This is a genomic window from Rhodococcus rhodochrous (assembly GCF_014854695.1).
Classification (GTDB): domain Bacteria; phylum Actinomycetota; class Actinomycetes; order Mycobacteriales; family Mycobacteriaceae; genus Rhodococcus.
On sequence record NZ_CP027557.1, the window covers coordinates 3,943,011 to 3,960,025 of the forward strand.

A 17,015-nucleotide genomic window follows, 5' to 3' on the forward strand; every position below is an offset into this window, starting at 1 on the left:
ATGCGAAGGCCGCCATCCACTCGAGCACCGACGGGTCGAAGCTCGGCGAGCAGATCTGCAGGAACCGCGATTCGGAGGTCACCCCGTACAGATCGGTGACCATGTCCTTCAGGCCCGCCAGACCCGTGTGCGTGACGACGACGCCCTTGGGCTTGCCGGTCGACCCCGAGGTGTAGATCAGGTAGGCGGGGTGGTGGGCCCGGATCGGGCGTACCCGGTCGGCGTCGGTGATCGGTGCGGCGGAGCGGGATTCGACGTCCGCGGCGAACGCCGGGTCGTCGAGCAGCAGCCATTCCGCGTCGTCGGGCAGTCCGCCGACGAACTCGGACGACGTGATGCCCAGGGTGGCCCCGGAGTCGTCGAGCATGTAGCGCACGCGGTCGGCCGGATAGGTCGGGTCGACGGGGACGTGCGCCGCACCGGACTTGGCCACGGCCATGACGGTGACCGTCATGTCGTACGAGCGCGGGAACGACACGGCCACGAAGTTCTCCGGGCCGATGCCGCGATCGATCAGCACCCGCGCGAGCTTCGACGAGGTCTCGTCGAGTTCGCGGTAGGTGATCGACCGTCCTTCGTACCGCACCGCGACGGCGTCGGGATCCATCGCGACGCCGCGCGTGAGGAACTCGGCGAGGGTGCTCGGTTCGGTGATGACGTCGTGTCCGCGCATCGCCGTGAGCTGCGCGAACTCGTCGTCGGCGAGCAGCGGCAGGTCGCCGACCGGTGCGCGGTCGTCCGTGAGGATGCCGCCGACCAGTCGCGTGAACCGTTCGGCGAAACGCTGGACCGTGCTCTCGTCGAAGAGCGCACTGGCATACGAGAACTCGGCGGACAGGCCGGCGGGCGCGCCGGATCCGTCGATGTGTTCGCGCAGGGTCAGGCCCAGGTCGAACTTCGCGGTGTCGACCTCGAACGGGACGCCGGAGACGGTGAGCTCGGGCAGTTCCAGGGCGGTCTCGGGCAGGTTCTCGAACGACAGGACCACCTGGAACAGCGGGTGGCGTGCCGTCGACCGCTCGGGGTTGAGGATCTCCACGAGCCGCTCGAACGGAATGTCGGCATGGGCGAACGCCTCGAGGTCGGCCTCGCGCACCCGTGCGAGCAGGTCGGAGAAGCCCTCACCCGTGTCCACCCGGCTGCGCAGCACGAGCGTGTTGACGAACATGCCGATCAGGTCGTCGACCTCGGCCTCACCGCGACCCGCGATGGGGGTGCCGATCGCGACGTCGTCGGTGTCGGCCATCCGCGCGAGGAACACCGCGAGCGCGGTGTGCACGACCATGAACATCGTCGTGCCGGTCCGCCGCGCGAGCGCCGCGAGACCGCGGTGCGTGTCGGCGTCGAGGAGGAAGTCGACCTTGCCGCCGGCGAAGGACTGCACCGCGGGACGCGGCCGGTCCATCGGCAGGTTCAGCTCGTCCGGGAGTCCGGCGAGGGTGTGCTTCCAGAAGTCGGCCTGCGCCGCGAGCAGACTCGCGGCATCGTCCTCGTCGCCGAGCACGTCGCGCTGCCAGATCGCGAAGTCGGCGTACTGCACGGGCAGCGGTGCCCAGCCGGGAGCCTCGCCCTCGGCGCGGGACATGTAGGCCGTCATGACGTCGCGGGTCAGCGGCGAGATGGACCAGCCGTCGGCGCTGATGTGGTGGACGACGAAGACCAGCACGTGTTCGCGCTCGGAGAGCTCGAACAGTCGTGCGCGCAGCGGGATCTCGGTGGTGACGTCGAACCCGCGGGAGACGACCGCCGTCACCTTCTGCAGCAGGTCGTCCTCGGTGGCCGATTCGACGTCGATGTCGGGTGCGGCCTCCGCGACCGGGAGGATCAGCTGGTAGGGCTGCCCGTCGATCTCGGGATAGATGGTGCGGAGCACCTCGTGCCGGGCGAGCAGATCCTGGACCGCTACCTGCAGCGCACCGAGGTCGAGTGCCCCGGTCAGGCGGACCGCGACCGGGATGTTGTTGACCGACGACTCGGTGTCGAAGCGGTTGAGGAACCACATGCGCTGTTGCGCGAGCGACAGCGGCACACGCTCGGGCCGCGGCTGCGGCACCAGCGGCGGACGTGCCGCCGCACCGGTGTGCTGCTCGGCCGCGACGGCGAGCGCCGCGACACTGGGGGCCTCGAACAGCACGCGCACGGGGACGCGGGTGTCGAGTGCCGCGCCGATCCGCGAGACGACCTGGGTGGCGAGCAGCGAGTTGCCGCCGAGTTCGAAGAAGTCGTCGTCCACACCCACTCGGGTGAGGCCGAGGACGTCGGCGAACACGCCGGCGACGATCTCCTCGACCGGGGTGCTCGGAGCGCGGAATTCGCGGGTCTCGAAGACCGGTTCGGGCAGGGCCCTGCGGTCGAGCTTGCCGTTGACGTTCAGCGGCAGCGCGTCGAGCATCACGAACGCCGAGGGCACCATGTACGACGGCACCCGGGTGCCGAGCGCGGACCTGATCGACTCGATGTCCGCCTGCGCACCGTCCGCGGGCACGACGTAGGCGACCAATTGGGTGCCGACCCGCTCGTCCTCCCGGGCGATGACCGCGACGTCACGCAGCACATCCATCGCACGCAGGGCAGATTCGATCTCGCCGAGCTCGATGCGGAAACCACGCACCTTCACCTGGAAGTCGGTGCGCGACAGGTAATCCAACTGCCCCTCGCGGGTCCACCGCACCAGGTCACCCGTGCGGTACAAGCGTGCTCCGTCACCGAACGGCGAGGCGACGAACCGCTCCGCGCTCAGATCCGGGCGCCCGAAGTAACCGCGCGCCAACTGTGTGCCCGCGAGGTAGAGCTCACCGGCGACACCGGCCGGCACCGGATGCAAACGCTCGTCGAGCACGTAGACACGGGTGTTCCACTCGGGCACACCGATCGGCACCGACGCCCCCGAGGTATCGGTGACATCACCGGCGGTGACGGACACCGCGGCCTCGGTCGGGCCGTACAGGTTCACGAGCCGCGCCCGGTTGTGGGTCAGGAACCGCTGGGCGGTCGCCGGCGGCAGCGCTTCGCCGATGGCGAGGATGTGGCGCAGCGAGGGGGCCAGCACTCCGTCGGCGTCGACCATCAATGCTTCGAGCATCGACGGCACCACGTGCAGCGTCGTGACCGACTGCTCCGTCAGCAACCGGTTCAGATAGGCCGGATCGCGATGACCGTCGGCCGACGCGATGACCACACGCCCACCGGACACCAGAGCCGACCAGAACTCCCACACCGACAGGTCGAAGGTCGCCACCGTCTTCAACAACACCGCATCATCGGTACCGAGCTCGAAATGCTCACGCTTCCACAGCAACTGGTTGACGATCGCCGCATGCGGCACCGCCACACCCTTCGGCCGGCCCGTCGAACCCGACGTGAAGATCACGTACGCCGTGTTCGACGCACGCAGCGGCGCGATGCGCTCGGTATCGGTCACCGGCGCCGCGGACAGCTCGGACAGATCCAGGCTGTCGAGGAACAGGGTGGAGACAGACTTCTCCCCCGGCGCCGTGAATTCGTCGTGTTCGGTCGACAGGATCACCACGGGAGCAGCGGTGTCGAGGATGTAGGCGTTGCGCTCGTCCGGCTGATCCGGATCCACCGGAACGTACACGCCACCGGCCTTGACCACCGCATACATACCGACCAGCAACTCGACCGAGCGACGCATCGCCAACGCCACCGTCGACTCCGGACCCACACCCTCCGAAATCAACCTGCGCGCAAGACGATTGACACGCGTACCGAACTCGGCATAGGTCAGCGACTCACCCTCGAACACCAACGCCGTCGCATCCGGCACCCGCAAGACCTGCTCGTCGAACAGATCCACCAGGGTCGCCGAGGCGGTGGGCTGCACGGTGTCGTTCCACGCCTCGAGCACTCGCGTGGTTTCCACGGTGTCGAGGAGGGGCAGATCGCCGACCGGCAGGGCCGGGTCGTCGACCACGGCGTCGAGCACGCGGATGAACCGGGCGGCGAACTCCGCGACCGTCGATTCGTCGAACAGATCGGTCGCGTAGGTGAAGTAGCCGGTGATGCCCGTGGGCGTGCCGTCGTCGCTGTAGCGGTCGGTGACGATCAGGTGCAGGTCGAACTGCGAGATCTCCATGTCGGTGTCGAGACCGGAGATGGTGAGACCGGGGAGTTCGAGTGCGGCCTGCGCGAGGTTCTGGAACGACAGACCCACCTGGAACAGCGGGTGCCGTGCCGTGGACCGTGCGGGGTTGAGCACCTCGACGAGCCGCTCGAACGGCACGTCGGCGTTCGCGAACGCGCCGAGGTCGGCCTCACGGGTCCGTCCCAGCAGTTCGGTGAACGACGCGTCCGAATCGACGTGGGTCCGGAACACCAGCGTGTTGACGAACATGCCGATCAGGTCGTCGAGCTCGCGCTCGCCACGACCGGCCATCGGCGTGCCGATCGCGATGTCGTCGCTCGAGGACATGCGTGCGAGGAACACCGCGAGTGCGGTGTGCAGCACCATGAACATCGTGGTGTTCGTGCGCCGGCCGAGGTCGGCGAGGCGCCGGTGGAGTTCGGCCTCGACCGTGAAGTCGACGCGGCCGCCCCGGAACGACTGGACCGCGGGACGAGGCCGGTCGCTCGGGAGATCGAGCTGGTCGGGCAGGCCGGCGAGGGCCTGCTTCCAGTACTCGACCTGCTTGGCGGCCAGCGATTCGGGATCGTCCTCGTCGCCGAGCACCTCGCGCTGCCAGATGGCGAAATCGGCGTACTGCACCGACAACGGCTCCCACGCCGGGGCGTCGCCCTGCGACCGCGCGACGTAGGCCGTCATGAGGTCGCGTGTGAGCGGACCCATCGACGAACCGTCGGCGGAGATGTGGTGGACCACGAAGGCGAGGACGTAGTCGGATTCGCGGACCCGGAACAGTCGCGCGTTCAGCGGCACGGCGGTGGTGACGTCGAAGATCGTCGCCGCGAGTTCCTGGACGGCGGCGACGATGTCCGCCTCCGGCACGTCCACGGGGGTGAGGTCGGGAACCGCCTGCGCGGCGGGAACGATGACCTGGACGGGACCGTCCTCGGTCTCCGGGTAGAAGGTGCGCAGCGATTCGTGACGAGCCACGACGTCGCCGACGGCGGCCTGCAGCGCCTCGACGTCGAGATCGCCGGTGAGCCGGATCGCGATCGGCACGTTGTAGGCCGACGATTCGGTGTCGAAGCGGTTGAGGAACCACATGCGCTGCTGCGCGAGCGACAGCGGGATCCGTGCGGGCCGCTCGACGGCTTCGAGAGGCCGGCGGTCGTCGCCGCGCTGCGACTCGACCGCACCGGCGAGCGATGCGACGGTGGTGTTCTCGAAGAGGGCGCGCACCGGAACCTTCGCACCGAGCGCGGCTCCGAGGCGGGAGGCCACCTGGGTGGCGAGCAGCGAGTTGCCGCCGAGTTCGAAGAAGTCGTCGTCGAGGCCGACCCGTTCGACGCCGAGCACCTCGGCGAAGACCGCGGCGACGGCCTGCTCGGCCGGCGTGACGGGGGTCCGGAACTCGCGGGTCTCGAAGACCGGCTCGGGCAGCGCCCTGCGGTCGAGCTTGCCGTTGACGTTCAGCGGCAGCGCATCGAGCGTCACGAACGCCGACGGCACCATGTACGACGGCACCTGCGTCGCCAGGTCGCTCCTGACCGTCGCCACGTCGAGGGTGTTGTCCTCGGCTGGCACGACGTAGGCGACCAACTGGGTGCCGACCCGCTCGTCCTCACGGGCGATCACCGCGACATCACGCAGCACATCCATCGCCCGCAGAGCCGATTCGACCTCACCGAGCTCGATACGGAAACCACGCACCTTCACCTGGAAATCCGTGCGCGACAGGTAATCCAACTGACCGTCACGGGTCCACCGCACCAGATCACCCGTGCGATACAGACGCTCCCCGTCACCGAACGGCGAGGCGACGAACCGCTCCGCGCTCAGATCCGGGCGCCCGAAATAACCACGCGCCAACTGTGTGCCCGCGAGGTAGAGCTCACCGGCAACACCGGCCGGAACCGGATGCAACCGCTCGTCGAGCACGTAGATACGGGTGTTCCACTCGGGCACACCGATCGGCACCGACGCACCCGAGGTATCGGTGACATCACCGGCGGTGACCGACACCGCAGCCTCGGTCGGGCCGTACAGGTTCACCAACCGGGCGGCGTTGTGCTCGACGAACCGCTTCGCGGTCGCCGGCGGGAGGGCCTCACCGATCGCCAACACCTGTCGCAGGGACGGCGTGAGGGTGCCGCCCGCATCGACCATCAACGCTTCGAGCATCGACGGCACCACGTGCAGCGTCGTCACCGCCTGCTCGGTCAGCAACCGGTTCAGATAGGCCGGATCACGATGACCGTCCGCCGACGCGACGACCACACGCCCACCGGACACGAGAGCCGACCAGAACTCCCACACCGACAGGTCGAACGTCGCCACCGTCTTCAACAACACCGCATCATCGACACCGAGACCGAAATGCTCACGCTTCCACAGCAACTGGTTGACGATCGCCGCATGCGGCACCGCCACACCCTTCGGCCGGCCCGTCGAACCCGACGTGAAGATCACATACGCCGTGTTCGACGCACGCAACGGCGCAATCCGCTCGGTATCGGTCACCGGCGCCGCGGACAGCTCGGACAGATCCAGGCTGTCGAGCAGCAGGATGGGGACAGACTTCTCCCCCGGTGCCGTGAACTCGTCGCGTTCGGTGGACAGGATCACCACCGGAGCAGCCGTGTCGAGAATGTACGCATTGCGATCGTCCGGCTGATCCGGATCCACCGGCACATACACGCCACCGGCCTTGACCACCGCATACATACCGACCAGCAACTCGACCGAGCGACGCATCGCCAACGCCACCGTCGACTCCGGACCCACACCCTCCGAGATCAACCTGCGCGCAAGACGATTCACACGCGCATCGAACTCCGCATAGGTCAGCGACTCACCCTCGAACACCAACGCCGTCGCATCCGGCACCCGCAAGACCTGCTCGCCGAACAGATCCACGAGCGTCGACGCCTGCTCGACCGCACGGTCTGTGGCGTTCCACGACTCGAGGATCTCGACCCGTTCGGATCCGTCGAGCATGTCGATGTCGCCGACGGTCGTGGTCGGGTCGGCGACGATCGCCTCGACGACCCGCACGAAACGCTGCGCGAAGCCCTCGACCGTCGACTCGTCGAACAGATCGGTCGCGTACGTGAAGGTGGCGTCGATGACGTCAGGTGCACCGTCGTCGTCGTAGTGGTCGAACACCGTGAGCTGCAGGTCGGTCTTCGCAAGCTGCAACTCGAAATCGGTGGAGCTCACCGTCAGACCGGGCAGTTCGAGCTGGGTACGCGCCAGGTTCTGGAACGACAGACCCACCTGGAAGAGCGGGTTGCGGGCGGTCGAGCGCACGGGGTTCAGCACTTCCACCAGGCGTTCGAACGGCACGTCGGCGTTCGCGAAGGCACCGAGATCGGTCTCGCGGGTGCCTTCGAGGAGTCGTTCGAAGGACTGTGCCGGGTCGACGTCGCTGCGGAAGACCAGCGTGTTGACGAACATGCCGATCAGGTCGTCGAGCTCGCGCTCGCCACGACCGGCGATCGGGGTGCCGATCGCGATGTCGCGGGTGCCCGAGAGCCGTGCCAGCAAGGTCGCGAAGGCCGCGTTGACGACCATGAACAGCGTCGCGTTCTTCGATCGCGCGAGTTCCTGCAGGCCGCGGTGCAGTTCAGGTGAGATCGTGAACTGCAACGATTCGCCGCGGAAGCTCTGACTCGGCGGACGCGGGCGGTCGGACGGGAGGTCGAGTTGGTCGGGCAGGCCGGCGAGGGCCTGCTTCCAGTACTCGACCTGCTTGGCGGCCAGCGATTCCGGATCGTCCTCGCTGCCGAGCACCTCGCGCTGCCACAGCGCGTAGTCGGCGTACTGCACGGGCAGCGGTTCCCATGCCGGGGCGTCCCCGTGGGAGCGCGCTGCATAGGCCGTCATCAGGTCGCGGGTGAGCGGGCCGACCGACGCACCGTCGGCCGACACATGGTGCACGACCAGCGCGAGGATGTGCTCGTCGTCGCTGACGCGGAAGATGCGCACCGCGACTGGCACCTCGGAGGTCACGTCGAAGGTCGTCGACATGAAGGCGACGATCTCGGGTTCGAGTTCGGCCTCCGCGACCTCGCGCACGACGAGTTCGGGCAGCGCACCGTCGAGCGGGAGCACCACCTGGTGCGGGCCCTCCGGCGAGTCCGGGTAGATGGTGCGGAGCGATTCGTGTCGCGCGATGACGTCGCGTGCTGCCGCGCGGAGCGCCTCGACATCGAGGGTGCCGACGAGCCGCACGGCGATCGGGATGTTGTCGACCGCGGAGGACGCCGTGTCGAACTGGTTGAGGAACCAGTAGCGCTGCTGCGCGAGCGACAGCGGAACCCGATCAGGTCGTTCGGTGGCGACGAGGGGCCGGCGCGGACCGCCGGAGACCCCGCGTTCGAGGCGTGCTGCAAGCTCTTCCACGGTGGAGGCCTCGAACAGCAAGCGCAGCGGAACGGTGGCGTTCAGCGCGGCACCGATGCGGGAGACCACCTGGGTGGCGATGAGCGAGTTGCCGCCCAGCGCGAAGAAGTCGTCGTCGAGGCCGACGCGGTCGACACCGAGGACCTCGGAGTAGATCGACGCCACGACCTGCTCGGTGGAGGTGGTGGGAGCGCGGAACTCCTTGACCTCGAAGACCGGGTCGGGCAGTGCCTTGCGGTCGAGCTTGCCGGACGCACCGAGCGGCATGGCGTCGAGGAGCACGTAGGTGGCGGGCACCATATAGGCCGGCAACTGCGCGGACAGTGCCGCACCGGCCGCCACCTGATCGAAGGTCGCACCGGCCTGCGGGACGACGTAGGCGACGAGCTGGTCCTGACGGACGAGCACGACGGCCTGGTCGACCTCGTCGAGGACGAGCAGCGCGGTCTCGATCTCGCCGAGTTCGATGCGCAGACCGCGGAGCTTGACCTGGAAGTCGGTGCGGCCGATGTAGTCGAGCTCGCCGGCGCCCTCCGTCCAGCGCACGAGGTCGCCGGTGCGGTACAGCCGCTCACCGTCGCAGAACGGCGAGGCGACGAAGCGTTCGGCCGTGAGGTCGGGGCGCTGCATGTACCCGCGGGCGAGCTGAGCTCCCGCGAGATAGAGCTCTCCCGCGACCCCCACGGGCACGGGCGCGAGACGCTCGTCGAGGACGTAGACGCGGGTGTTCCACACGGGGGCGCCGATCGGCACGGAGACCGTGTCGGCGTCGGTGGCCTCGTGGTAGGTCACGTCCACGGCTGCCTCGGTGGGGCCGTAGAGGTTGTGCAGGCCGGCGTCGGACAGCAGTGCCCGCGTGCGTGCGGCCAGTGCGGGCGGCAGTGCCTCACCGGAGGCGAAGACGTGACGGAGCGAGGTGAGGTCGTCGGCCGATGCCTCGGCGACGAACACCGCGAGCATCGACGGCACGAAGTGCACGACGGTCACGCCGCGCCGCTCGATCACCGAGGCCAGGTACCGCGGGTCGCGGTGACCGTCGGGCACGGCGACCACCAGTCGGGCACCGATCTGCAAGGGCCAGAAGAACTCCCACACCGACACGTCGAAGGTGAAGGGGGTCTTCTGCAGCACCACGTCGGCGCCGGTGAGCGGGTATTCGTGCTGCATCCAGCGCAGGCGGTTGACGATCGCGCCGTGCGGCACCGCCACACCCTTCGGGCGCCCGGTGGACCCGGACGTGAAGATGACGTAGGCGGTGTTCGACGCCCGCAGCGGAGACGTCCGCTCGACGTCGGTGACCGGCTCGGACGCCGTCGCGGACAGGTCGAGGGTGTCGACGAGCAGGCTCGGGACGGACCTCTCCCCCGGTACGCGGAATCCGTCGCGCTCGGTGCTCAGCACCACCACGGGCGCGGCCGTGTCGAGGATGTACCCGTTGCGATCGTCGGGCTGATCCGGATCGATCGGCACGTAGGCACCACCGGCCGTGACGACCGCGTACATACCCACGAGCAGATCCAGCGAGCGGCGCATCGCCAGACCCACCCGCGCGTCGGGGCCGACGCCGAGCGAGATCAGGTGCCGCGCAAGACGGTTCACGCGTTCGGAGAACTCGCCATAGGTCAGCGACTCGCCCTCGAACTCCACCGCCGGCGCATCCGGCGACCGCCGGACCTGCTCGGCGAACAGATCGACGAGGGTCGAGGTGTCGTCGAGCGCGCGGTCGGTGTCGTTCCACTGCTCGAGGACCTGCACGCGTTCGGCGTCGTCGAGCAGGTCGACATCACCGATCGCGACGGAGAGATCGCCGGTGACCGCATCGAGGAGACGGACGAAGCGCTCGGCGACACGCTCGACGGTGCGGGTGTCGAACAGATCGGTGGCGTAGGTCAGGCCCACCGAGTACTCGGCCGCACCGGTCGCGGTCGGCGTCTCGGTGACGACGAACTGGAGGTCGAACTTGGCGGTCGCGATGTCGAGGTCGACGGCTTCGACAGTCAGCCGCGGAAGTTCGAGCGTGCCGGTCTCGAGGTTCTGGAACGACAGCATCACCTGGAACAGCGGGTGACGTGCGGTGGAGCGCTCGGGGTTGAGCACCTCCACGAGTCGTTCGAACGGCAGGTCGGCGTGGCCGAACGCCTCGAGGTCGGCGCCGCGCACCCGGCCGAGCACCTGCTCGAACGACTCGCCGCCCTCCACCCGGGTGCGCAGCACGAGGGTGTTGACGAACATGCCCACCAGATCGTCGAGCGCCGCGTCGCCACGACCGGCCACCGGAGTGCCGATCGCGATGTCGTCGGTGCCCGACAGACGCGCCAGCAACACCGCGAGCGCGGCGTGCACCACCATGAACGGGGTCGCGTTGTGTTCGCGGGCGAGCGTGACGATGCGGTCGTGCAGCGTCTCGTCGATGGTGAACTCGTGCAGGGCACCCCGGTTGGTGGCGACGGCGGGGCGCGGGCGGTCGGCCGGCAGGTCGAGCTGCTCGGGCAGACCCTCGAGCGTGTCCCGCCAGAAACCGACCTGCGAGGAGATGACCGACTCCGGATCGTCCTCCGAGCCGAGCACCTCCCGCTGCCAGATCGCGAAGTCGGCGTACTGGACCGGCAGCGGTTCCCAGCCCGGTTCTCCGCCGGCGGCGCGGGCCGCGTAGGCGGAGACGATGTCGCGGGTGAGCGGGCCCATCGAGAAGCCGTCGGCGGCGATGTGGTGCACGACGAGCGCGAGCACGTGTTCGGTCGCCGACACCGCGAACAGCTGCGCCCGGAAGGGTGCCTGGGTGGAGACATCGAAGCCGGACGAGACGAGATCGGTGATGCTCTGCACCAGCTGCGTCTCGGTGACGTCGACCGGCGTGAGGTCGGGTTCGACCTCGGACACCGGCAGCACCTGCTGGTAGCCCACACCGTCGACGTCCGGGTAGATCGTCCGCAACGACTCGTGCCGGCCGAGCACGTCGACCACCGCGGAGCGCAGCGCCTCGACGTCCAGGGCGCCGGTCAACCGGATCGCGCCGGGGATGTTGTTGACGGCCGATTCCGGTTCGAAGCGGTTGAGGAACCACATCCGCTGCTGCGCGAGCGACAGCGGGACCCGCTCGGGACGTTCCTGTGCGACGAGCGGCGTGCGACCCTGGGCCTCGCTCTGCTCGACGCGGGCGGCGAGGGCGGCCACGCCGGGCGCCTCGAACAGGACACGAACGGGCACAACGGTTCCCAGTTCGGAACCGAGGCGCGCGACGACCTGCGTCGCGATGAGCGAGTTGCCACCGAGAGCGAAGAAGTCGTCGTCGAGCCCGACACGGTCGACACCGAGGACGTCGGCGAACACGCCGGCGACGACCTCCTCGACCGGGGTCGTGGGTGCACGGAAGCCGCGAGCCTCGAAGACCGGGTCGGGCAGCGCCTTCCGGTCGACCTTGCCCGAACTGCCGAGCGGCATCTCGTCGAGGACCACGAACTGCGACGGCACCATGTAGGCCGGGAGCACCGCGCCCAGCGCGGCCTGCGCGCCGTCGCGGTCGAAGGTCGTGTTCGGGGCCGGAACCACGTAGGCGACGAGCTGATCGCGGCGCACCTGCGCGGCGGCCTGCGACACCCCGGTGTGGTCGAGCAGCGCGGTCTCGATCTCTCCCAACTCGATACGCAGACCGCGGAGCTTGACCTGGAAGTCGGTGCGGCCGAGATACTCGAGATCTCCGCTGCGGTCGTTGCTCCAGCGCACGAGGTCGCCCGTGCGGTACAGACGCTCACCCTCGCCGAAGGGCGAGGCGACGAAACGCTCGGCGGTCAGATCGGGGCGGCCGACGTAACCGCGCGCCACCTGCACACCCGCGAGATACAGCTCACCCACGACACCGGCGGGAACCGGCGACAGTCGCGAGTCGAGCACGTAGGCGCGGGTGTTCCACACCGGAGCACCCATCGCGACGGAACCACCCGTCGTTCCTGCGACCGGGCGGGCGGTGGCGTGCACCGTGGCCTCGGTGGGGCCGTAGAGGTTGTGGAGCTCGGCGTCGCTGCTCCGGGAGAACTGCTCGGCCACCGACAGCGGGAAGGCCTCACCGGCGACGAGCACGGTGCGCAGCGACGCGCACTCGTCGGACGACACCGACGCGGCGAACACCGCGAGCATCGACGGGACGAAGGAGGTCGCCGTCACCGCGCGCTCGCGGATGACGGTGCCGAGATAGGCGGGGTCGCGGTGCCCGTCCGGGACCGCGATCACCATGCGCGCACCGACGGCGAGGGTGCCGAAGAGTTCCCACACCGACACGTCGAAGGTGAACGGGGTCTTCTGCAGCACCACATCGTCGGGGCCGATCCCGTATTCGGTGGTGATCCACCGGATCTGGTTGACGACCGAGGCATGGGCGACCGCCACACCCTTCGGGCGTCCCGTCGAACCGGAGGTGAAGATCGAGTACGCGGTGTTCGACGGCCGCAACGGCGCGACGCGGTCGGCGTCGGTGACCGGCTCGGCCGGTGTCGCGGACAGGTCGAGGGTGTCGATCGCGAGCGACGGCACCGATGCCGTGACCGGCACGGAGAATCCGTCGCGCTCGGTGGTCAGCACCACCACGGGCGCGGCCGTGTCGAGGATGTAACCGTTGCGATCCTCGGGCTGATCCGGATCGATCGGCACGTAGGCACCACCGGCCGTGACGACCGCGTACATACCGACGAGCAGATCCAGCGAGCGGCGCATCGCCAGACCCACCGAGGACTCCGGCCCGACACCCATCGAGATCAGGTGTCGTGCAAGACGGTTCACACGCTCGGAGAACTCGCCGTAGGTCAGCGACTCGCCCTCGAACTCCACCGCGACCGCATCCGGCGACCGCCGTACCTGCTCGGCGAACAGATCGACGAGGGTCCCGGCGTCGCCGAGTGCGTGCTCGGTGGCGTTCCACGTGGCGAGCACATCGGTGCGCTCGGCATCGTCGAGCAGCGCGACATCACCGACCGGGAGTGCGGGTTCGGTCACGACCGCGGTGAGGATCCGGGTCAGGCGCTCGGCGAAGGACTCCATCGTCCGGGCGTCGAACAGATCGGTGGCATAGGTGAGGTCGACGAGATAGCCCTCGGCGGTGGCGTCGTCCGAGACGGTGACCTGCAGGTCGAACTTCGCGAGTGCCGCGTCGACGTCGAGCGCCGAGACGGTCAGGCCGGGCAGTTCGAGGGAGTCTGCGTCGAGGTTCTGGAACGCGAGGAGCACCTGGAACAGTGGGTGCCGTGCCGTCGACCGTTCGGGGTCGATGATCTCGACGAGCCGCTCGAACGGCAGGTCGGCCTGCCCGAACGCTTCGAGGTCGGCGCCGCGCACCTGTCCGAGCACCTGTTCGAACGACTCGCCGCCCTCCACCCGGGTGCGCAGCACGAGGGTGTTGACGAACATGCCCACCAGATCGTCGAGCGCCGCGTCGCCACGACCGGCCACCGGAGTGCCGATCGCGATGTCGTCGGTGCCCGACAGACGCGCCAGCAGCACCGCCAGTGCCGCGTGCACGACCATGAACTCGGTGGTGGAGGTGCGCCGGGCGAGATCGCGGACGGCGGAACGGAGTTCGGAGTCCAGGACGAACCGGTGCGAGGCACCGCGGTAGCTCGCGACGGCCGGTCGCGGACGGTCGGCCGGCAGATCGAGCTGCTCGGGCAGACCCGCGAGGGTCTCCCGCCAGAACGCGACCTGCGAGGAGATGATCGACTCCGGATCGTCCTCCGAGCCGAGCACCTCCCGCTGCCAGATGGCGAAGTCGGCGTACTGCACCGCGAGCGGTTCCCACTGCGGGGCGTCGCCCGAGACGCGTGCGGCGTAGGCCGTCACGACGTCGCGGGTCAGCGGACCCATCGAGAAACCGTCGGAGGCGATGTGGTGCACGACCAGCACCAGCACGTGCTCGGCCGCGGTCCCGGTCTCGGTGACGGCGAACAGCCTGGCCCGGAAGGGGACCTGCGTCGTCACGTCGAAGCCGGTGCCGACGATCTCGGTGGCCCGGGCGATCAGATCGGACTCGGCCACCGGGACCGGCGTCAGGTCGGGCACCACCTCGTCCACCGGCAGCACCTGCTGGTAGCCCACACCGTCGACGTCCGGGTAGATCATCCGCAGCGACTCGTGCCGGCCGAGCACGTCGGTCACCGCGGCTTGCAGGGCCGCCGCGTCGAGTGCCCCCGACAGGCGGATCGCCACGGGGATGTTGTTGACTGCCGATTCGGGCTCGAAGCGGTTGAGGAACCACATCCGCTGCTGCGCGAGCGACAACGGCACCAGTTCCGGACGCACCTGCGGGACCAGCGGTGCGCGTCCGTCGCCACCCGAGGCCATGGCGGCGTCGACGAGCGAGGCGAGTTCGGCCGCCGTCGGGGCGTCGAAGAACTCGCGGACGTCGATGCGGACCTTGTGATCGGCGCTGAGCCGCGCGACGACCCGCGTCGCGCTCAGGGAGTTGCCGCCGAGTTCGAAGAAGTCGTCGTCGACACCGAGCTGCTCGATGCCGAGGACCTGCTCGAAAGCGGCGACGACGGCGTGCTCGGTCGCCGTCGACGGCGCGCGGTATTCGCGCTGCAGGGAGCTGAAATCCGGTGCGGGCAAGGCCTTCCGGTCGAGCTTGCCGCTGCCGCCGAGCGGGAACTCGTCGAGTTCGACGAACAGCGACGGCACCATGTAGTCGGGCAGGCGCCGGCGCACGGCGTCGGCGAGCTCGGACCGTTCGATGTCGCGACCGTCGGTGACGAGATAGGCGACGAGGTGGTCGCCGAGCGCGGGGTCGGAGTGTACGACGACGACCGACTGCCGCACACCCGGGTGGTCGAGCAGCGCCGATTCGATCTCGCCGAGTTCGATGCGCAGACCGCGCAGCTTCACCTGGAAGTCGGTGCGGCCGATGTACTCGATCTGCCCGTCCTCGTTCGTCTTCACGAGGTCTCCGGTGCGGTACATGCGGTCGCCGGGCTCGCCGAACGGGTCGGCGACGAAGCGATCGGAGGTCAGATCGGGGCGACGGAGATAGCCGCGCGCGAGCTGGACGCCCGCGAGGTAGAGCTCGCCCTCGACACCGTCCGGGACGGGGCGCAGACCCTCGTCGAGGACGTAGAGACCGGTGTCGGCCACGGCGGCACCGATCGGCACGACGGTGTCGTCGGCGGAGGTCGCGAAATAGGTGACGTCGACCGCGGCCTCGGTGGGACCGTAGAGGTTGTGCAGACGCGCCGAGGAGATCTCGTAGAAGCGGGCGACGGTCTGCGGGGGCAGCGCCTCACCGGACGCGAAGACGTAGCGGAGTGTGCTCACCGACGCGGCGGTGGGCTCGGTGAGGTAGACGGCGAGCATCGACGGCACGAAGTGCGCGATCGTCACGCCGCGTTCGATCATCGTCTGCGCGAGGTAGGCCGGGTCGCGGTGCCCGTCGGGCACGGCGATCGTGAGGCGGGCGCCCACCTGCAGGGGCCAGAAGAACTCCCAGACCGACACGTCGAAGGTGAACGGCGTCTTCTGCAGCACCACGTCGTCGGCGCGCATGCCGTACTCGGCCTGACGCCAGTCGATGTTCGCGACGATCGCCCGGTGCTCGACGGCGACGCCCTTGGGTCGTCCCGTCGAACCCGACGTGAAGATGACATAGGCGAGGTGATCGGCCGTGAGCGCGCCACCGCGCTCCTCCGGAGTGATCGGCTCGTCCGATATCTCGGACAGGTCGAGGGTGTCGATCGTCAGGGCAGGGACGGAACCGGGGAGATCTACGGCGTCGCGTTCGGTGGTGACGACGGCGATCGGCTCGGCGATCTCGAGGACGTAGGCGAGGCGGTCGGCCGGGTGGTCGGGGTCGAGCGGCACGTAGGCGCCGCCGGCCTTGACGATTGCGTACATGCCGAGCAGCAGGTCGAACGATCGGCGGACAGCGAGACCGACACGTGCGTCGGGGCCCACACCGAGACCGATGAGGTGACGTGCGAGACGGTTGGCGCCGGCGTCGAATTCGCGGTAGGTCAGGGCCTGCCCGTCGAACTCGAGTGCGACCGCATCGGGGGTCCGCGCCACCTGGGCGTCGAAACGCGCTACGAGTGTGTCGGGATCGACCGTGACCGGTGCTGCCGCATCGTCGCCGAGCACCTCGACGGCGTCGGCCAGCAGGGCGTCGACCACGCCCGCGAGACCCGGAGCACCCAGCAGAGCGGGCGCGATGTTCGACAGGACGACCGGGAACAGCGCGTCGAAACCGAGCGCACCGCCCATGGCGGTGTCGAGCGTGGCGATCTCGTCGCGCAGGCGCGCGTAGCCGATTCGGGTGTCACCGTCGGTGAGGGCGACGCGGTCGGGTTCGATCTCCGCGACGGCGGCGAGCAACCGGGGAAGGTCCTCGATCGCCAGCGCCGGCTTGCCCGCCATGTCACCCGTCATCTACGTCAGCCTCCTGAAATAACCTGCGCTCGGCATCACGCTGTGCACGCGACACCGCCCCCCGCTGCCACCCGGCACCGTACTGGCCGGGCAGTCGAACGACAGCCGATCTTCCATTATCCCGAAG

Annotated in this window: 1 protein-coding gene (only partly in view); it reads right to left on the minus strand. The window is 69.0% G+C overall.

Features of this window, described 5'->3' with window-relative positions; genetic code table 11:
* On the minus strand, positions 1-16,888 hold the 5' portion of the coding sequence (locus C6Y44_RS18235) for a non-ribosomal peptide synthase/polyketide synthase (RefSeq protein ID WP_159417801.1). It extends 12,695 nt beyond the left edge of the window; the window shows 16,888 of its 29,583 coding nt (coding positions 1-16,888); it begins with the start codon at positions 16,886-16,888; the stop codon falls past the left edge of the window.
* Positions 16,889-17,015: the final 127 nt, after the last annotated feature.